Here is an 18,294-nt window from a genome sequence, read left to right on the forward strand (position 1 = left end):
CGGTTCAGGGGGCGGCCGGGGAGCCGCGGGCGGCGCTCTCGGCCGGTGTCCCGGTGGTGGCGGCGGGCGGCGGCGGGGCGGGCACGATCAGCCGCGTACTGAGCAGGGCCGCCAGGACGGCCACGGCGGCGCCGACCAGGAAGGCGGTGCCGAACCCCTCGGTGAGCGCCACCCCCGCGTCCGTGGCGTCACTCGCCCCGGTACGGGCGGCGGCCACGCCGGAGAGCACCGCGAGGCCGATGACGGAGCCGAACTGGAGGCTGGTGTTGACCAGTCCCGAGGCCAGGCCCGCCTCCCGCTCGTCGGTGCCGAGCGTGGCGGCCACGTTGGTGGTGATCGACACCAACGGCAGCGCCACGCCGAGGATCAGCGAGGGCGGCAGCACGTCGGTGACGAAGGAGCCGTCCGCGCTGAGCAGCGACTGCCAGGCCATGCCGAGGGCCACCAGCGCGAACCCGGCGGTCATCACGGCGCGCAGCCCGAACCGTCCGATGAGCCGGTCCGCGAACGACGCGGTCACCACCACGACCAGCGACAGCGGGAGCAGCCCGAGACCGCCGATCACCGGCTCGTGGCCGAGTACGGCCTGGAGGTAGAGGCTGACCAGGAAGAACATCGGGAACAGCGCCATCTGCCACATCGCCGCCAGCAGGTTCGCCAGCCGCAGGGTGCGGCGCCGGAAGATCTCCAGCGGTACGAGGGGGTGCGTGGCCCGGCGTTCCACGGCGACGAAGACGGCGAGCAGGACGAGCGCGGCGGCCCCCGTACCGAGGGTCTCGGGTGCCCGCCAGCCGGTCTCGCCCGAGCTGACCAGGGCGTACGCGAGCAGGGCGAGCCCGAGGGTGACGGTGACGGCGCCCGGCAGGTCGATGCCGCGGCCGTCCTTCGCCGGCCGGTCGGCGGGCAGCAGCCGGCGGACCGGCAGCATGAGGGCGATGCCGACCAGGACGTTCATGGCGAAGGTGGATTCCCAGCCGAGCCAGCTGGTGAGCACGCCGCCGAGCACCGTGCCGGCCGCGCCGCCCGCGCCCGCCATGGCGGCGAAGATGCCCAGCGCGCGATGCCGTTCGGGGCCGTCCTGGAACAGCATCAGCAGCAGCGCGAGGGCGGCGGCCGCGGCCATCGCGGCGCCGACGCCCTGCGCGGCGCGGGCCGTGATGAGCAGGGCGGCGCTGTTGGCGACCGTGCCCAGCATCGAGGCGACGGTGAGGGTGGCGAGCCCCGCGACGAACACCCGGCGCCGGCCCAGCAGATCGGCGGCCCGGCCGCTGAGCAGCAGCAGCCCGCCGAAGGAGACGAGGTAGGCGTTGGCCACCCAGGACAGCGCGGCGGGCGAGATGCCCAGGTCGGCACCCATGGAGGGGGCGGCGACGTTGATGACCGAGGTGTCCAGCAGCAGCAGGAACTGGGTGCAGGCCAGCAGGGCGAGCGCCCACCGGTGGTCAGCGCGCATGCCCGGCCCCCGGCTCCGCCGCGCCGGCCGGTCCGGTGCCCAGGTCGTAGCCGTCCAGGCAGGACTGGGTGAAGGCTTCGAGCCGGTCGGGGTTGCCGTCGCGGACGATGCCGGGCAGGTAGACGTGCGGGGCGCCGTGGTAGAAGCGCTCGTACTGCTCGTGACGGGAGGCGAACTCCGAACCCAGCGCGTCCCAGGCGAGCTTGAGCAGCTTGATGCGCTGCTCGGAGGGGGTGCCCGGGGAGCGTACGTACTTGGCGACCAGCGGGCCGAGTTCGGGGTGCGTCAGGTCGTAGCCTGAAGCGGGCAGCTGGATCAGCCCGCCGCCCGCGAGCATCTTGATCTCGGCGAGGACCTTGGGGTACAGCTCGCCGGCCATGGCGCGGTGCGCGGAGCCGATCTCGCGGTTGATGTGCACCGGGCCGTTGGGGTCGTCGCCGACCCGCTCGTACTCGCTCTCGGCGGCCAGCACCATCGACCGGGCGATGTTGAGCCAGCCGATCAGCCGACCGATCTGCATCTGCACGGGCGGCAGTTGGTAGGTGTTGTTGGACTTGGCGATGAGGATGGCCAGGCCGGTGAGGAACTCCAGCTTGGTCCAGAAGCGCACCGAGGCCTGGTGTACGAAGTTGTGGTACGCGGGGGTGCCCCACCACATCAGGAAGCTGGACTGCACGTCGCGGTAGGTCAGCACCCGCTCCCAGGGCACGAACACGTCGTCGCACACCAGCAGCGCGTCGTTCTCGTCGAAGCGGGAGGAGAGCGGGTTGTCGAAGACGCTGCGGGCGCTCGCCTCGTAGGAGGCGCGGGAGATGAACTTCAGGCCCGGGGTGTCGATGGGCAGCGAGAAGGTCAGCGCGTGCTCGACGTCCTGGGGGGCGAGCGGCTCGATGGTGCCGACGATGACCTCGTCGCCGAAGACGGCGGCGGTGCCGATCATCTTGGCGCCGCGCACCACGATGCCGTCGTCGCGCTCCTTGACGACCCGCACGTACAGGTCGTTCTCCTCCTGTTCGGCGGCGGACTTGGTGCGGTCGATCTGCGGGTTGGTGATGGTGAAGGCCTGGTACAGGCTTCCGCCGCTCATCCGCCGGTAATACGCGTCGAGGTTGGCCCGGCCGTCGAAGCCGCCGTCCGCGCCGGCGAAGATCTCGGGGGCGGAGACGAACCCGGCGATGCCGGCCGCCATGTAGTCGGGCGAACGGCCGAGGAAGCCGAAGCCGGCCTCCGACCAGGTCTTGAACGCCTCGCGGCGCTCCACGAGTTCGTCGTACGAGCGGGGCACGTGGTAGGCGCGCAGGATACGGCCGTCGGGGGCACCCGTGCCGTCCGTGCCGTCCGGGGAGACGGTGAGGACGCCCCGCAGTTCCTCGTCCCGGGCGAGGTCGTACAAGTGGGCTATCGACCGGGTGGTGTTGCGGAAGGCGGGGTGCTCGGTGATGTCCTTGACGAGTTCGCCGTCCAGCCACACGGACCGTCCGTCGCGCAGGGAGTCGAGGTAGTCCTGGCCGCTGCGGGTCATGTCTGGTGTCTCCTGAGGTCACACGGTCGGGAATGCGGTTCTTGGTTCACGCGGGTCCGGGGCCGACTCCGGCTCCGGTTCCGGATCCGGGAGCGGACACGGCCGCGGGTACGGGCGTGGTGGTGCTGTACGGCGAGGGCAGGTTGGCGGCGCCCGGGTCGAAGTGCCCGGCGCGGGCGTACGTCCGTGACAGGGCGGCGAGTTCGGCCCGGTCGATGACCTCGCCGATCCGGCCGAACCCGTCCGGGGCGCGCTCGCAGGCCAGATCGATGACGGCCTCCGGGCCCTTGGCCCGGCTCATCAGCGCCAGCCGGTTCATCGCGGGGCGCCGCTCGCGGTCGTACGCCAGCAGGGCGCGCTCGGGGTCGGGGTCCGGGTCGCGCGCCAGCGCGTGCGCCAGGGCGCGGGCGTCCACGATGGCCTGGGTGGTGGCGTTGGAGCCCATCGGGGCCATGGCGTGCGCGGAGTCTCCCAGCAGGGTGACCCGGCCGAAGGACCAGCGCGGCAGCGGATCGCGGTCGATCAGGGGGAACTGGACGACCGGGTCGGTCCCCGCCAGCACCTCGCTCAGCCGCAGATCGCCCACCCGCCAGGTGTCGAAGTGCGGGGCGAAGGCGGTACGGGGCACCGGGCGGGTGCGCTCGTCGGCCGGCTCGTCGGGCGCGGCGGCCCGGGAGGCGGCCCAGTTGACGGGCACAAGACCGTCCGGACCGGGGGCACCCGCCAGCGGGTACACCACCACCTTCCAGCGGCCGTCACCCATCACCACCATGGAGTCACCGCCGAGGAACGGGCGTACCCGGGTGACGCCGCGCCACACGACGGTGCCGCTGGCGGGCGGCGCGCCCTCGCGGGGGTAGAGGGCGGCGCGCACCGCCGAACGGATGCCGTCCGCACCGATCAGCAGCCCGGCCCCGGTCGTGCTCTCCGTCTCGGTGGGGCCGCCCCGGTGCGTCAGCCGGACCCGTAACCCGCTCTCCCCCGCCCGCTCGAAGCCAGTGACCTTGGCGTCGGTGCGCAGGGCACCGGGACCGAGCCGCTGAGTGACGGCATCAGCCAGGATGGTCAGCAACTCGCCGCGATGTATGCCAAGTTGCGGGTGATGGTGGCCGGCGGCCCGGCCGCGCGGCTCGCTCCACACGGTCTGGCCCAGGTGGTTGTGGTAGCCGAGGCGGCCGATGGTGGCGGCGCGGGCCGCGACCCGCTCGTACAGTCCGAGCGCGGCCAGTTCGCGTACCGCGTTCGGCTGGAGATTGACGCCCGCGCCGTGTGGTCGCACGGCGGGTGCCGCCTCCACGAGTCGCAGGTCGCGAAACCCCGCCTCGTAAAGGCTCAGCGCGGCTGCCAGACCCCCAATACCGCAGCCGGCGATCAGGATTTTCATCGACTGTTCCCCCATGCGTCGGTGATGCGTGGCCGGTCGCCCCCCGCACCCGGTCCCACTCCTGACAGCTTTCATCAGCGCGCGGCTAGGATCAATTAATAAGAAACCAGCACGACTTAAGGATCATCCGTGGACCAAAAAGACGTGCTCAGCGAACTGCTCAAACCGCTGCGGCTGACGGATACGTACTACAGCAAGTGGCTGACGGGCGGAGCTTGGGGAGTCGCGGGCCAGGAAGACAGCCACGCCGTACTGCATTACATGGTGCGCAACGAATGCTTCATCAGCTACGAGGACGCGGAGCCGATCCGGCTGTACGAGGGCGACCTCGCGCTGTTCCCGCACGGCACCGCCCACACCTTCTCCTCCGCCCCCGGCCTGACCACCACCCAGCTGCACCAGGTGCTGCCCGCGCGGACGGCGGGCAGTTCCCATGTGGTCACGGTCGGCGATGCCCGCCCGGACACCGAAATCCTGTGCGCGAGCCTGCACTTCGACAGCACCACCGAACCCGCCCTGTACCGGGCGCTGCCCGAGGTGATCGTGCTGCGCGCCCACATGCTGGGTGACGAACCGCTGTTACTTCGCACCCTCCAGTCCCTCCCGGCGGAGATCACCCGCACCGCGCCGGGCGCCCAGATGGTGTCGCTGCGCGCCTTCGAGATGGTGCTGGTGCTGTCGCTGCGCACCGCCATGGAACGGCTCGCGGCGGCCTCCCCGGCGCTGCGGGCGCTGCGGCACCCCGGGATAAGCCGGGCGCTGACCGCGATGTACGCCTCGTACGCGACCCCGTGGACGGTGGAGACGCTCTCCAGGGAAGCGGGCATGTCCCGTTCGGCCTTCGCCCAGGTCTTCCGCGAACTGGTCGGCGAACCACCCGCCCGCCATCTGATGGTGCGCCGGCTCCAGGAGGCGCGACGGCTGCTGGCGGACCTCTCGGTGCCGCTGCGGGACATCCACCAGCTGGTCGGATACCAGAGCCACGTGGGCTATCACCTGGCATTCCGCAAGGAGTTCGGCGTCACCCCGGGGGAGTTCCGCGCACGCTGCGGACCGGATGAGAATTAACCCGGACCAGACGATAATTGATTGATGAGCCGGGCCCGGGGATTGCAGGGTGGACAGGACCGATAAACCTTGGTGAAAGGGTCCTGCGATGCGCCATCAGCCGTCCCCGGGCGAGATAGTGGACACCGCGGAAAACCTGTCGAGAAAACAGGGTCATGACAATGCCGGGCCGCTGTCGTGGGCCACCGGATTCACCTCGGCGACGCCACCCGCCCAAAGGCTGCCCGCCTCCCACGCCTTGTGGGACGAGGTGGCCGCCGAGCTGCCCGGCCTGTACGCCGGGCTCGGCCTGCGCCGCCGCCTGGAGGCGCTCCCCACCCTGGATGCCGGGCCAAGGGCACTGCCGGACGCCTCTCTGCAACGGGCCGCCACCGTCCTGGGCATCGTCGTGCACGCCTACCACCGGGTGGAACCGCGCCACGACACGCCGACCCCGGCGTCCGTTCTCACTCCCTGGCACCAGGTGTGCGAACGGCTGGGCCGGGCCGAGCCCTTCCTGTCCTACCTCGATCTCGTCATCACCAACTGGCGCCCGCGCACGCCGGAAGGCGATCCGGCCCGGCCGCTCCTGGTGGAGGACGTACGGCTGCTGGTGCCGACCGTCGGCACCGACGAGGAACAGGTCTTCTACCTCACCCAGCTGGAATGCTTTCCCGGGGCACCCCGCTGGTTCCGGCGGCGGCCGACGCCCACGCGGCCGCCGCCGGGAACGACCCGCACACCCTCACCGACCGGCTGCTGCTGATGACCGAGTGCGTGCGGGAGATCACCCGGTACGGGCTGCGGAAGATCGAGCCGAGGGCGGGGCGCCGGTTCCACGTCGACCCGGTGGTGTGGGCCAAGACCGTGGCCCCGCTCGCGGTGCCGCTGGTACGGCACGGGCTCGGTTCCAGCGGTACGGCCTCCCCGATGTTCCACCTGCTGGACGCGGTCATCGGCCGCACCGGCTACCGCTCCTTCATCGGCGAGGAGGCGAGCCGGCTGCGCGCGAACTACCCGCCGAACTGGCGGGCGTTCATCGAGAGCACGGCGGCCGCCGACATCAGCGGCCACCCGGCGGCCACCACCCACCCGCCGCTGCGCGAGGCCCTGATGGGGCTGCGGGCGGCGTACGCCGGGGAGGACGGGCTGCTGGCCCGGCACCGGCTGAAGGTGGCCGGATACCTCAACACCTCCTACCGGGTGGGCCGCGACGTCACCATCTCGGGCTTCCCGGCGGCGGCCCGGGTGGCGGGCGAACTGGCCGCCTCCCGCGCGGAACGCCCCGCCCCGGCGGCACCCGCCACCACCGCCGCGCGCCCCGGCGCGGCCGAGGAGACGACGGTGCGCCTCTCGGAGGTCCTGCGCCACGACCACACGGCGGACCGCTCTTGGATCGTGGTGGACGACGGCGTCTACGACGTGACGGACTTCCTCCCCCGCCACCCCGGCGGCGTGGCCCCGCTGCACAGCTACCTGGGCACCGACGCCACCGCGATCTTCGAGCAGCTGGGCCACCACCGCGACCGGGGCGTCGCGGCCCGGCTGCGCACCCTGCACGTCGGCCGGCTGCACCGACCACCCGGCGCCACCACTGACCCGTACGCCACCTGGCTGCGCTGGGCCACCGAACTCACCCAGCGCGGCAACGCCCTCCACACCGACCTCTCGATCCGCGAGACCCGCACCAGCCTGGCCTCAGAGACGGCCGAACTCACCCCGTACACCCTCCAGTTCGCCATCGAGGCACACGAACGCTTCCACGACCGCACCTACGGCGACATCACGGGCGAGCTCCTGCACGACCTGACCGGTACCCCGCCCTCCCCACCCCCGGCCGACCCCCTCTCCCCCCACCTGTACGCGGCCCTCCCCGGCGCGGACGCGGCCACCCTGCGCCGCCTGGAGAAGACCTGGCGCGAGGCGATCACCCTGGACCAACTCTTCCTGCACACGGTCCGCTCCGCCCTGATCGCCGGCCTGACCCACCTGGAGTCCCACCCCACCACCCCGGCCACCCTGCTCCCCCACCCCACCCACATCCACACCGCCGCCACCACCTACCACCACGACCTGACCACCCTCACCCGCGCCCACACCCACACCGCCGGGTGACGCCCCTCAGCCGCCCAGCAACCCGTTCAGCGCGTCACGCCGAATCCTCCGCGTCAAGCCGAGCTGCGCCCGCAGCACGCGCTCGTGGCTGTCCAGCTGCGTCATCGCCCTCCCGATCGACTGCTGTGTCGGGATGTCGGGCAGTACCACCGGCAACTCCCCCAGGACGCTGAGCGAGATGGTCTTCATCGTCATACTTCCGGTGGAACGGGACTCAAGCCACGAGCGCGTGCGGGCGGTGCGGAGATACGCCGCGGCATAGCCGGGGTCGAGCCCGGCGGGGGGCCGCAGGAGGAAGCAGCCGGTTCCGCAGAGCCAGCCCTCCTGCTCGTCCCCGACCACCGCGCAGCGCCCCAGCTCCCCTCGCCGTGCCAGCACGACGTCTCCCCTGCGGAGACGGAACCGGTCCAGGCGCTTGGCGAGCTCCTCACTGACGCGCCGTATGTCGTCCTCGTCGAAACCGCTGTCGGTCAGGTCCTTGGGCATCACGACGGGGACGCCCGCCTCCTGGTATTCCTCGGCGCGGATCAGGCTCCCCGAAGGCCCGGCGAGAAGCAGGCCGGGCCGCGTTTCCTCAGGGGCGTCCCCGACCTTCCCGTCCACGATGTCCCGCAGCCGCGCGCGCCGCGGCTCGATCCCGCCGAGGGCCGATTGCTCGAAGCTCTCGAAGCGGTCGAAGCTGTTGCGAAGGTAGTCGTACGAGAGGGAACCCCTCTCGCCGAGATCAGCCAGCTGCCTCAGCAGGTGACTCGTTTCGGACGGCTCCGCCTGCTCCTCCGCGACACCGACGTACAACCGCGGATCGAGACTGCCCTCGTTCTCCAGGACCTGCCGGTACGGAACCACACGGGAGAACCCCGGCTCGTCCTGGTCCCGTTCGTGAAGCCGAGCGCTGATGCGCTCCGTGTCCCGCGCGGTGAGGACGCGGGGACGCCGCGGCATCTGCGTACCCAGCCGACTGGCATCGATGAAGATCACCGAGCCCTCTTCGACGGCCGGCAGGCGGGAGGACCTGCCCCGGGCCAACACCCAGATGTGCACCGCAATGGACGTGTGCGTGAAGAGATTCGGCGGCAGCGCGATGACCCCGATCAGGGCACCACCGGAGATCATCGCCCTGCGCATCTCCGCCTCGCGACCGGGACGCCACGCGGCCCCCGTCGGCATGATCACCATCGCGACCCCGTCCTCGCTCAACCGGCTCCAGGCGAACTGCAACCAGGCGAAGTTCGCGCTGCCCTCGGGCGGGGAGCCGAAGGGCCAGCGGGCGTCGCCCACCGGGCCGAGCAACTGATTGAACGGCGGATTGCTGACCACCAGGTCCACATCACCGTGGTCCCGTCCCTGGAACAGCGACGCCGGATCAGAGGCACGGACCACCGGCCGGTCCACCCCGTGCAGCGCCAGGTTCATCGTCGCCAGACGGGGGTTGCTGCGGTCCGTCGCGTACGCCTCGAACGTCGCACCGTCGACGCCACCGCCGATCCGCTCGGCGGCGGCCGCCAGCAGACCGCCCGACCCGCAGGCCGGATCCAGGATGCGATCCCCTGCCCTCGGCGGCGCCAACTCGGTGAGCAGGCGCGCGACCTCACGCGGCGTGTAGAACTCCCCGGCGGTACGGGTGTTCTCCTGAACATGACGGTCGAGAAGCAGGTCGCAGACGTCCGCCCATTCAACCGGGGCAAGTGCCTCGGCCCGCCCCAACAGGCTGATGAAGGCGGCGGCCCACGGCACGTCGTCCAGGTCTTCACCGCCGTTCAGCAGCCCGACCTCATGGTTGCGCATATCGGGCACCGGGAATGCCGGATGCCGGCCGGCGATCCGCATCGCCGCGCGCACATCCGCGAGCGGCGAACGCGAGCTTCCCGCATCGAGGACCGCGCGATCCCACCGTTTGACGAGCTCACCGCCCGCCGCGCCGTTCGACTGTACGAATTTCGCCAGCACCAGGATCGCGAGCATGGACGCGAGGTCCTCGGAGGTGTTGCGCCCACGCTGGTACGGCGCGTACACCCGCCAGAGTTGGTCAACGAGTTGTGCGGCGCGGCTGTCGGTGCTCATGGTCTCCACGGTGGGTCTCCTCACTCGGGGGGCGGCTTACAGCAGGTGACTGACGGCGTACGCCATCGCGCCCGCGACCAGCATCAACAGGGACAGCCGCAGCGTCTTGTCCGTGCTCTGCATCGCCTGTGCCAACAGTTCGAAGAACGACTTCACTCCACGTCTCCCCGGTTCCCGGTCTCGAATATCGAAAATTGCGCAGCGCCAGTGCGCATTTTTCTGATCGCGAACTGGCGGCGCTGCCACGCCGCCTGACTGCGAACCAGAGGCTGAGTGATATGAACTTAGCAGGACAGCAGGGCAGTTGAATGGTGTCCGGCGGCCCACCACCGGGCCGCGCGCAGTCTTGCGCAGCAGCTCTGCGCACTCGCGCGCGAGGGCTTGCTGCTCACGGGCACAACGAGAGAGGGGCACACAGAGAGGGCCGACGCTGGAACGTGCCGAAGATGTGGCGCGCGCCACATCACGCGGCGCGAGGCCCGGGGCGGAGTCCGGCCGGCCCGCCCTTGAAGGCAGTCATGGGCGGGTGGGACCGTGTCCCGGAAAACGCTCAGGGGCCCGATCCATGATCTGGATCGGGCCCCTGGTCTGTCGGGGTGGCGGGATTTGAACCCACGGCCTCTTCGTCCCGAACGAAGCGCGCTGCCAAGCTGCGCCACACCCCGGTGCAGCGAGGCTTACTCTACCCGGCCCGGGGGCGTACGCGAAATCAGGTTTCGCCGTCAGCTGTCCCGGGGGGTCAGCGTGAGCAGCGAGGCCTCCGGTGGGCAGGCGAAGCGGACCGGGGTGTAGCGGTTGGTGCCGCAGCCGGCGGAGACGTGGAGGTAGGCGCGTTCGCCCGCGGATTCGTGGGTGGAGAGGCCCTTCACCCGGTCCGGGTCGATGTCGCAGTTGGTGACCAGCGCCCCGTAGAACGGCACGCACAGCTGACCGCCGTGGGTGTGGCCGGCCAGGATCAGCGGGTAGCGGTCGGCGGTGAAGGCGTCCAGGACGCGCAGGTACGGGGCGTGGACCACGGCCAGGGACAGGTCGGCGCCCGGTTCGGGGCCGCCCGCCACCTCGCCGTAGCGGTCGCGCTTGATGTGCGGGTCGTCCAGGCCGGTCAGCCCGATCTCCGCGCCCGCCGTCTTGACCCGGCCGCGGGTGTTGGTGAGGTTGACCCAGCCCGCCTCGTCGAAGGCGTCGCGCAGCTCCCACCACGGGTTGCGCGGGACGCCCACGGCCGGTGCGTTGCCGTTGAGGCCGTGCCGGCCCTGGACACGTTCCACCAGGTAGCGGCCGGGGTTGCGCAGCTTGGGCGCGTAGTAGTCGTTGGAGCCGAAGACGTACGCCCCGGGGAACTCCAGGAGCGGGCCGAGCGCGTCGAGGGTCTCCGGGACGGCCTCGGGGTCGGAGAGGTTGTCGCCGGTGTTGATCACCAGGTCGGGGCGGAGGGCGGCCAGGGACTGGAGCCAGCGCTGCTTCTTGCGCTGGCCGCTGACCATGTGGATGTCGGAGACCTGGAGGATCCGCAGCGGGCGCATGCCCGGCGGCAGGACCGGCACGGTGACCCGGCGCAGTCGGAAGGATCGGACCTCGAAGCCGGCGGCGTAGGCGAGGGTGGCGGCCCCCAGGGCGGCGATGCCGAGCGGGGCGGCGTAGCGGGCGCGCATGCGTCCCATCGTAGGCAGCCCGGGCCAGGGCTCCGTACCGCCTGTCACAATGACCGCATGACCACGTTGAAGTCCCGGCTCTCCGACGATCTGACCACTGCGATCAAGGCGCGTGACGAGCTGCGATCGAGCACGCTCCGGATGACCCTCACCGCTGTCGCCTACGAGGAGACGGCGGGCAAGCAGGCGCGTGAGCTCTCCGACGACGACGTGCAGAAGGTCATCGCCCGGGAGGCGAAGAAGCGGCGTGAGGCGGCGGAGGCGTTCGACAAGGGCGGCCGGGCGGAGCAGGCGGAGCGGGAGCGGGCCGAGGGCAAGGTCCTCGCGGAGTACCTGCCGCAGCAGCTGAGCGACGAGGAGCTGGCCGCGATCGTGACGGACGCGGTCGCCGAGGCGAAGGCCGGCGGCGCAGAGGGGCCGCGGGCGATGGGCGCCGTGATGAAGATCGTGTCCCCGAAGGTCGCGGGGCGGGCGGACGGCGGCCGGGTGGCCGGGCTGGTGAAGCGGACCCTGGCCGGCTAGCCGCGGCGCACAACGGCGAAGGGGCGGTGGTCGGGTCCGACCACCGCCCCTTCGCCGTGCCGTTCAGTTGTCAGCGGTCACGGCCCCAGCCGTTGCCCGGCCGGTTGTCGCCCCAGTCGAAGTCCTCCCAGTTGCCCCAGTCGCCCAGGTCGATCTCGGGGGTGTCGTCGTCGTTGTCCCGGTCACGGTCGCGGTCCCGGTCTCGGTCCTTCTTGTCGTCGTCCTTCTTGTCGTCGCCGCGCGGCACGTCGACCTCGTTGAACGTCGAGCCGGGTACGCCCGCCAGCGCCCCGCTCATGGCCTGCCGCCAGATCGGGCCGGCGACGGAGCCACCGCCCGCCTTCTCCCAGGTGGTGCCGGCGATCGAGATGTTCTCCATCGGGATCATCTCGGCGTCACCGCCCACCCGGACCGCGGTGGACAGCTCGGGGGTGTAGCCGACGAACCACACGTTCTTGCGGTTGTCGGAGGTACCGGTCTTGCCGGCGTTCTCCCGGTCGGTGAGACCGGCGGTCTGCCCGGTGCCGTCCTCGACGACGCCCTTGAGCATCTGGTTGACGGTGTCGGCGGTGTGCTCCGACATGACCTGGGCGCAGTTGCCCCCCGGCACGTCCATCTCGTTGCCGTTGCTGTCGGTCACGGACAGGATGGCGACCGGCTCGCAGTAGGTGCCGCGGTTGGCGAACGTCGCGTACGCGTTGGCCATCATCAGCGGGGTGGTCTCCAGACCGCCCAGCGTGGCGGACGGGCTGGCGGGCAGCTCGGCGTCGTTGCCGCCGCGCACGCCCATCTCACCGGCCAGGGTGACGGTCTCGCACACGCCGACCCGGCGTTCGAGGTCGGCGAAGTAGGTGTTGACGGACTGGGCCAGGGCATCGCTCATGTCCCAGGTGCCCTTCATGTCCGCCCGCTCGTTCTGCACCGGCCAGTCGGGCTCCGTGGCGGAGCCCAGCGGCTTGTTCTCGCAGTCCTTGAACTCGTTCATGGGCAGCGTGATCTTGCGGTCCGAGCTGTACGTCTCGGCGGGGCTGATCCCCGCTTCCAGGGCCACCGCCGCCGTGATCGGCTTGAACGTCGAGCCGGGCTGGAAGCCGTAGGTGGTGCCGCCCATGGAGCTGGAGACGTTGAGGTTGAGCGTCGTCTCGTTGGCGGAGATGTCCAGGCCGTAGGGGCGGGACTGGGCCATCGACAGGATGTGCCCGGTGCCCGGCTGGATCTGGACGACGGCCGCGGTGACCTCGTCGTCCTCGTAGGCGCCGTCCTTCGCCGCCTGGGCGGCGGCCGCCTGGGCGGTGGGGTCCAGGGTGGTCCGCACGCGCAGGCCGCCGATGCGCCACAGCTCGCTGCGCTCTTCCTCGGTCTCGCCGAAGACGGGGTTGTTGAGGATCTCCTTGCGCACGTAGTCGCAGAAGAAGCCGGCGTCGTGGACGGCGGTGATGCAGCCGTTCTGCGGCCGGGAGACGTTGAGGCCGAGCTCCATCTCCTTGGCCTCGTCCGCCTCGGCGCGGGTGATGTCCTTGGACTCGACCATCTTCTCCAGGACGGTGTTGCGCCGGTTGAGCGCCTTGTCGGGGGAGTTGACCGGGTCGTACGCGCTCGGGGACTGGACGAGGCCGGCCAGCAGCGCCGCCTCGTGCAGTTCCAGGTCGGCCGCGGGCTTGGAGAAGTACCGCTGCGAGGCGGCCTCGACTCCGTACGCCTGCTGTCCGAAGTACGTGATATTGAGGTAGTTGGTAAGGATTTCGTCCTTGGTGAGTTCCTGCTCCAGCTGGATCGCGAACTTCATCTCGCGGATCTTGCGGCCCATGCCCTCGGCGCCGCTCTGCGCGGTGGCCTCGGCCACCGCCTCCGCGTCGTCACCCGCCGCCTCGACGAAGACGTTCTTCACGTACTGCTGGGTGAGCGTCGAGGCGCCCTCCTGCACGCCACCCTCGGTGACGTTGCGGTTCAGCGCCCGCAGCACGCCCTTGAGGTCGATCGCGCCGTGCTCGTAGAAGCGCGCGTCCTCGATCGCCACCAGCGCCTGGCGGACGTACGGACCCATCTCGTCCGCCTCGATCACCGTGCGGTAACGGGAGTACACCTCCGCGATCTTGTTGCCCTCGACGTCCAGGATCATCGTGCTCTGGCTCAGCGGTGGCCGCGTGAGCTCGCTCGGGATCTCGTCGAAGGTCTGCACCGTCCCCTTGGCAGCCAGCCCCAGGGCGCCGACGGCCGGCAGCGCCAGCCCCGCCAGTACGGCCCCGGACAGCACGCTGACCCCGAGGAACTTGGCCATCTGCTGAGTCGTGCTCAGCCCGCCTCCCGGGCGCTTCCTACCCATGGACACCAGCGTAAGCGGTCAAACGCCGGACAGACGGCCGGGCGTTCGTTAGGCTGCCCATACATCGGACAAAACAAGAGCCGTCAAACGATCTTCACTCATGGGAGTGGGATATCGAAATCGCTCTTGTCATATGCACCGGACTGTTGCTAAGAGCAACCCTCGCCCGAAATGCGGATCTTGTTCGACGTTCACTCACGTGGGTGACCAGCGACGTCGTCTAGTCCGAACGGGCCATTCAAAATGGGGCCCACTGGGGGTGTTGCGCCCCCGCCGCCTTCCGTAACGTCCTCAACCGGCAAGGTGAATATGCCACTTGCCGCCGTGGGGGAGCCTCGATTCGGGAGAGGACGGCACCGGTCATGAGCTGGGTTACCGACTGGAGTGGGCAGGCCGCCTGCCGCACCACAGATCCGGATGAACTATTCGTCCAGGGCGCGGCACAAAACCGCGCCAAAGCGGTGTGCACCGGCTGCCCGGTGCGCACCGAATGCCTCGCCGACGCACTCGACAACCGCGTGGAATTCGGCGTCTGGGGCGGCATGACCGAACGGGAACGACGCGCATTGCTGCGCCGCCGCCCCACGGTCACGTCCTGGCGCCGGCTGTTGGAGACAGCCCGCTGCGAGTACGAGAACGCGTACGAGAGTGACGGAGGTTACGCGGCGGCCGGTTAGGGCCTCCGAAAGGCAGTGTGCCCGGTGCGATGATCGACAATCCCTTCCGGGCCGAGAATCACCGCGATCCGCCGCCGCCCCCACCGGCGGGCGGTCCCCACCTGGGCGGACGCCCAGGCCGTACCGCTCCCGGTCGTTAGAGTGGGCGCCATGACGACCGTGACCAAGTGGGAATACGCGACCGCGCCGTTGCTGGTGCACGCGACCAAGCAGATCCTCGACACCTGGGGCGAGGACGGCTGGGAGCTGGTGCAGGTGCTCCAGAACCCCGCCAACCCCGAGCAGCTGGTGGCGTACTTCAAGCGCGAGAAGACCCAGTGAGCGCCGGGCGCGTGGCGGCCCGGCTCGCCGAGCTGGGAATCACCCTGCCGCCGGTGCCCGCCCCGGCCGGGGTGTACGTACCGGCACTGCGCTCGGGCCGCTACATCCACACCTCGGGCCAGGTGCCCCTGGTCGACGGCGCGCTGCCGCGCACCGGCAAGGTGGGCGCCGAGGTCAGCCCGGAGGACGCCAAGGAGCTGGCCCGGATCTGCGCGCTGAACGCGCTGGCCGCCGTCGCCTCCGTGGCGGGCGACCTGGACCGCGTGGTGCGCGTGGTGAAGGTCGTGGGCTTCGTGGCCTCCGACCCGTCCTTCACCGGGCAGCCGGGCGTCATCAACGGCGCCAGCGAACTGCTCGGCGAGGTGCTGGGCGAGGCGGGCCGGCACGCGCGCAGCGCGGTCGGCGTCGCGGTGCTGCCGCTGGACGCCCCGGTGGAGGTGGAGATCCAGGTCGAGATCGACGACAGCGACGACACCGGCGACACCGACAGCGAGGGAGCTCCGGGCACGCATGACTGATCACACACCGGACCAGGACGGGCAGGGCGCGGACGGCGCGCACGAGGCGGACGAGATCACCACCGTCCCCGACTGGGAGCGCCGCTTCCGCGCCCCGCGCCTGAGCCTGCCCCAGTGGGCGCTGGAGGCCCCGCACCGCTCCCTGTTCATCTCGAACGCCACCGGCACCTTCGAGCTGTACGCGTGGGACCGCACCACCGGCTCCCGGCGCCAGGCCACCGACCGCCCCAACGGCACCGTGCACGGCACGCTCAGCCCGGACGGCGAGTGGATCTGGTGGTTCGCGGACAGCGACGGTGACGAGTTCGGCGTCTGGCGCCGCCAGCCCTTCGCGGGCGGCGCCGACGAGATCGCGGTCGAGGGCCTGGAGCCCGCGTACTCGGGCGGTCTGGCCTTCGGCCGCGACGGCACCGTCGCGGTGGGCCGGATGACCGAGGACGTCGGCTCGACCATCCATGTGGCGCGCCCCGGCCAGGCCCCGGCGGAGATCTACCGGCACCGCGAGTCCGCGAGCGTCGGCGATCTGTCGCACGACAGCACGCTGCTGGCCATCGAGCACACCGAGCACGGCGACGCCATGCACTCGGCGGTCCGCGTCGTACGGCTGGACGGCACCCTCGTCGCCGAGCTGGACGACACCGAGGGCGCGACCAAGGAACTCGGCCTGGCCGTGCTCGGCTTCGCCCCGGTGGACGGCGACAGTCGGCTGCTGCTCGGGCACCAGCGGCACGGCCGCTGGGAGCTGCTGATCTGGGACCCGGTCACCGGGGACCAGCGGGAGCTGGCCTGTCAGCTACCGGGTGAGGTGGGCGCCGAGTGGTACGCCGACGGTTCCGGTCTGCTGATCGAGCACGACTACCGGGCGCGCAGCGAACTGTGGCGCGCGGACCTGGACGGCAACGTCATCGGCGAGCTGACCCAGGTGCACACCCCGGCCGGCACCGTTTCGGGGGCGACCGCCAGGCCGGACGGCTCGGTCGAGTTCCTGTGGTCCTCGGCCGCCGAGCCGCCGCGGGTGCAGTCCAGCAGCGGCGCCACCGTGCTGGACCCGCCGGGCGAGATCGCCCCGTCCTCGGTGGCGGTGCAGGACGTGTGGGTGGACGGCCCCGGCGGGGCGGTGCACGCGCTCGTGCAGCGCCCGGAGGGCGAGGGCCCGTTCCCGACGGTCTTCGACATCCACGGCGGCCCCACGCACCACGACAGCGACTCCTTCGCCGCCGCCCCGGCCGCCTGGCTGGACCACGGCTTCGCGGTGGTCCGCGTCAACTACCGGGGGTCGACCGGCTACGGCCGGGAGTGGACGGACGCGCTGCGGCACCGCATCGGGCTCATCGAGCTGGAGGACATCGCCGCGGTCCGTGAGTGGTGTGTGGAGACCGGTCTCGCCGACCCGGAGCGGCTGGTGCTCAGCGGCGGCTCGTGGGGCGGCTATCTGACGCTGCTGGGCCTGGGCGTGCAGCCCGCGCTGTGGACCGTCGGTGTCGCGGCCGTGCCGGTGGCCGACTATGTCACCGCCTACCACGACGAGATGGAGGCGCTGAAGGCGATGGACCGTACGCTGCTCGGCGGCACCCCCGAGGAGCAGCCGGAGCGCTGGCGGGCCTCGTCCCCGATCACCTATGTGGACGAGGTGACGGCGCCGGTCTACATCTCGGCGGGTCTCAACGACCCGCGCTGCCCGATCCAGCAGATCGAGAACTACGTGGACCGGCTGAAGGAGCGCGGCGCCACCCACGAGGTGTACCGGTACGACGCCGGGCACGGCTCGCTGGTGGTGGAGGAGCGGATCAAGCAGACGCGGATGGAGATCGAGTTCGCGCTGAAGCATCTGCCGGGCTGACCGGGTCCTGGTCCTGGTCCGGTGCCTGGTCCGGGTCCGGGGGCGTCTCCTCCCGGGCCCGGTCCTGAGCCGGCGCAGGCGCCGGTACGGGCGCCCCGAGGCCCAGCGCGGCATCGTGCTGGGCCTCCAGCTCGCGGCGGAAGAACCGGTACCACATGAAGAGCGCGAACGCGATGAACGCGAACCACTCCGCCGTGTACCCCAGGTTCTGGAACGCCTTCATGTCCAGACCGGTGTTGGTCGCCGACGCCGGCGGCACCGCCAGCAGCGGGGCCTCGGCCTCGCGCACCGTCACCCAGGCGTTCTCCACCGGGTACGGCAGCACGTTGATCAGCGAGGCCGCCCCGATCACGCCCAGCTGCCCCGGCGGCAGCCCCGTCGGCGGACTCACATCACGCGGCGACTCGGCGCCCTGCAGCGCCCCCACGACCGTCACCTCGCCGGACGGCGCGGCGGGCACGGCGGCCGGATCGGCCTCACCGGGCAGCCAGCCGCGCACGACCGGCAGCGCGTCGCCGCCGTCGGCGGGCAGCAGCGGGGTGAGCACGTAGAAGCCGCGCTCGCCGTTCAGGTCGCGCCGCGGGACGAGCAGTTCCTGCTCCGGGTCGTACGTACCGGTGACGGTGGCCTGCTCCCCCAGCGTCGCGGTGGTGACGGGCAGCAGCTCACGCAGCGGGCGCGGCTCGGAGGTCTCGGCGCGCGCGGCCTGTTCCTCACGCTCGCGGTGGGTGTCCACCCGGCCCTCGAAACGGTCCAGCTGCCAGAAGCCCATCACCAGACAGAACGGGATGGACAGCGCGACGAAGACGTTGATCCCCCACCATCGGGGAGTCAGCAGAAACCGGTACACGTGCCCACG

Annotated in this window: 15 protein-coding genes and 1 tRNA gene; 8 read left to right on the forward strand and 8 right to left on the reverse strand. The window is 71.1% G+C overall.

What is annotated here, in order from left to right; genetic code table 11:
• Window positions 1-4: 4 nt before the first annotated feature.
• Genes ACTFAP_RS13030 through ACTFAP_RS13040 form a run of 3 tightly spaced genes read right to left on the reverse strand, consistent with a single transcriptional unit; the run spans window position 5 to window position 4,359 of the window.
• Window positions 5-1,453: an MFS transporter gene (locus ACTFAP_RS13030; protein ID WP_495684683.1), complete on the reverse strand. Its 1,449-nt coding sequence runs from the start codon at window positions 1,451-1,453 to the stop codon at window positions 5-7.
• Window positions 1,443-2,975, reverse strand: coding sequence for a 4-hydroxyphenylacetate 3-hydroxylase N-terminal domain-containing protein (locus ACTFAP_RS13035; protein WP_495684684.1), 1,533 nt, complete (start codon window positions 2,973-2,975; stop codon window positions 1,443-1,445). The genes ACTFAP_RS13030 and ACTFAP_RS13035 overlap by 11 nt, the downstream gene beginning before the upstream one ends.
• A 46-nt stretch (window positions 2,976-3,021) precedes the next feature.
• A complete protein-coding gene (locus tag ACTFAP_RS13040) occupies window positions 3,022-4,359 on the reverse strand; it encodes an FAD-dependent monooxygenase (protein WP_495684685.1) in 1,338 nt (445 codons plus the stop codon).
• A 129-nt stretch (window positions 4,360-4,488) separates the two neighbouring features.
• Between ACTFAP_RS13040 and ACTFAP_RS13045 the strand changes: the two genes are divergently transcribed.
• The 3 genes from ACTFAP_RS13045 (at window position 4,489) to ACTFAP_RS13055 (ending at window position 7,521) form a co-directional block, all read left to right on the forward strand.
• Complete coding sequence (locus ACTFAP_RS13045; RefSeq protein ID WP_495684686.1) at window positions 4,489-5,427, forward strand: cupin domain-containing protein; 939 nt, start codon at window positions 4,489-4,491, stop codon at window positions 5,425-5,427.
• 88 nt (window positions 5,428-5,515) lie between these two features.
• Window positions 5,516-6,172, forward strand: a complete 657-nt coding sequence (locus ACTFAP_RS13050; protein ID WP_500469148.1) for a PrnB family protein — start codon at window positions 5,516-5,518, stop codon at window positions 6,170-6,172.
• Window positions 6,073-7,521 carry a cytochrome b5-like heme/steroid binding domain-containing protein gene (locus tag ACTFAP_RS13055; RefSeq protein WP_500469149.1) on the forward strand — a complete coding sequence of 483 codons (1,449 nt, stop codon included), beginning with the start codon at window positions 6,073-6,075 and terminating at the stop codon, window positions 7,519-7,521. Before ACTFAP_RS13050 ends, ACTFAP_RS13055 begins: the two co-directional genes overlap by 100 nt.
• Window positions 7,522-7,527: 6 nt before the next feature.
• Here the strand turns inward: ACTFAP_RS13055 and ACTFAP_RS13060 are convergent, their stop codons facing one another.
• The 3 genes from ACTFAP_RS13060 to ACTFAP_RS13070 all read right to left on the reverse strand — a co-directional run bounded on the left by ACTFAP_RS13060 (window position 7,528) and on the right by ACTFAP_RS13070 (window position 11,234).
• Window positions 7,528-9,582 (reverse strand): N-6 DNA methylase, encoded by a 2,055-nt coding sequence (locus tag ACTFAP_RS13060; RefSeq protein ID WP_495684688.1) that lies wholly within the window; start codon window positions 9,580-9,582, stop codon window positions 7,528-7,530.
• A gap of 591 nt (window positions 9,583-10,173) precedes the next feature.
• Window positions 10,174-10,247, reverse strand: a tRNA-Pro gene (locus ACTFAP_RS13065).
• A gap of 57 nt (window positions 10,248-10,304) precedes the next feature.
• Window positions 10,305-11,234: a metallophosphoesterase gene (locus ACTFAP_RS13070; RefSeq protein ID WP_495684689.1), complete on the reverse strand. Its 930-nt coding sequence runs from the start codon at window positions 11,232-11,234 to the stop codon at window positions 10,305-10,307.
• Window positions 11,235-11,291: 57 nt separating this feature from the next.
• Between ACTFAP_RS13070 and ACTFAP_RS13075 the strand changes: the two genes are divergently transcribed.
• A complete protein-coding gene (locus tag ACTFAP_RS13075; protein WP_400011395.1) occupies window positions 11,292-11,756 on the forward strand; it encodes a GatB/YqeY domain-containing protein in 465 nt (154 codons plus the stop codon).
• Between the two features lie 70 nt (window positions 11,757-11,826).
• On the opposite strand, the gene ACTFAP_RS13080 is transcribed toward ACTFAP_RS13075, so the two are convergent.
• Window positions 11,827-14,079 carry a transglycosylase domain-containing protein gene (locus ACTFAP_RS13080; protein WP_500469150.1) on the reverse strand — a complete coding sequence of 751 codons (2,253 nt, stop codon included), beginning with the start codon at window positions 14,077-14,079 and terminating at the stop codon, window positions 11,827-11,829.
• 362 nt (window positions 14,080-14,441) lie between these two features.
• Here ACTFAP_RS13080 and ACTFAP_RS13085 point away from each other — a divergent pair, with 362 nt between their 5' ends.
• The 4 genes from ACTFAP_RS13085 (at window position 14,442) to ACTFAP_RS13100 (ending at window position 17,435) form a co-directional block, all read left to right on the forward strand.
• Complete coding sequence (locus tag ACTFAP_RS13085) at window positions 14,442-14,756, forward strand: WhiB family transcriptional regulator (RefSeq protein ID WP_495684691.1); 315 nt, start codon at window positions 14,442-14,444, stop codon at window positions 14,754-14,756.
• Between the two features lie 159 nt (window positions 14,757-14,915).
• Complete coding sequence (gene sp36 / locus ACTFAP_RS13090) at window positions 14,916-15,077, forward strand: Sp36 family protein (RefSeq protein ID WP_106438433.1); 162 nt, start codon at window positions 14,916-14,918, stop codon at window positions 15,075-15,077.
• Window positions 15,074-15,595 (forward strand): RidA family protein, encoded by a 522-nt coding sequence (locus ACTFAP_RS13095; protein WP_500469151.1) that lies wholly within the window; start codon window positions 15,074-15,076, stop codon window positions 15,593-15,595. The genes sp36 and ACTFAP_RS13095 overlap by 4 nt, the downstream gene beginning before the upstream one ends.
• On the forward strand, window positions 15,588-17,435 hold the full coding sequence (locus tag ACTFAP_RS13100; protein ID WP_500469152.1) for a S9 family peptidase: 1,848 nt from the start codon (window positions 15,588-15,590) through the stop codon (window positions 17,433-17,435). The genes ACTFAP_RS13095 and ACTFAP_RS13100 overlap by 8 nt, the downstream gene beginning before the upstream one ends.
• Here ACTFAP_RS13100 and ACTFAP_RS13105 read toward each other — a convergent pair.
• Window positions 17,383-18,285: an SURF1 family protein gene (locus tag ACTFAP_RS13105; RefSeq protein ID WP_500469153.1), complete on the reverse strand. Its 903-nt coding sequence runs from the start codon at window positions 18,283-18,285 to the stop codon at window positions 17,383-17,385. The two genes, ACTFAP_RS13100 and ACTFAP_RS13105, sit on opposite strands and share 53 nt — an antisense overlap.
• Window positions 18,286-18,294: the final 9 nt, after the last annotated feature.

The organism is Streptomyces sp. PH9007, assembly GCF_059813725.1.

Excerpts from the sequence above, each read along its gene's own strand:
- ACTFAP_RS13030 (WP_495684683.1), bottom strand. The coding sequence starts at position 1,453 with ATGCGCGCTGACCACCGGTGGGCGCTCGCCCTGCTGGCCTGCACCCAG.
- ACTFAP_RS13035 (WP_495684684.1), bottom strand. The coding sequence starts at position 2,975 with ATGACCCGCAGCGGCCAGGACTACCTCGACTCCCTGCGCGACGGACGG.
- ACTFAP_RS13040 (WP_495684685.1), bottom strand. The coding sequence starts at position 4,359 with ATGAAAATCCTGATCGCCGGCTGCGGTATTGGGGGTCTGGCAGCCGCG.
- ACTFAP_RS13050 (WP_500469148.1), top strand. The coding sequence starts at position 5,516 with ATGCGCCATCAGCCGTCCCCGGGCGAGATAGTGGACACCGCGGAAAAC.
- ACTFAP_RS13055 (WP_500469149.1), top strand. The coding sequence starts at position 6,073 with ATGCTTTCCCGGGGCACCCCGCTGGTTCCGGCGGCGGCCGACGCCCAC.
- ACTFAP_RS13060 (WP_495684688.1), bottom strand. The coding sequence starts at position 9,582 with ATGAGCACCGACAGCCGCGCCGCACAACTCGTTGACCAACTCTGGCGG.
- ACTFAP_RS13070 (WP_495684689.1), bottom strand. The coding sequence starts at position 11,234 with ATGCGCGCCCGCTACGCCGCCCCGCTCGGCATCGCCGCCCTGGGGGCC.
- ACTFAP_RS13075 (WP_400011395.1), top strand. The coding sequence starts at position 11,292 with ATGACCACGTTGAAGTCCCGGCTCTCCGACGATCTGACCACTGCGATC.
- ACTFAP_RS13080 (WP_500469150.1), bottom strand. The coding sequence starts at position 14,079 with ATGGGTAGGAAGCGCCCGGGAGGCGGGCTGAGCACGACTCAGCAGATG.
- ACTFAP_RS13085 (WP_495684691.1), top strand. The coding sequence starts at position 14,442 with ATGAGCTGGGTTACCGACTGGAGTGGGCAGGCCGCCTGCCGCACCACA.
- ACTFAP_RS13100 (WP_500469152.1), top strand. The coding sequence starts at position 15,588 with ATGACTGATCACACACCGGACCAGGACGGGCAGGGCGCGGACGGCGCG.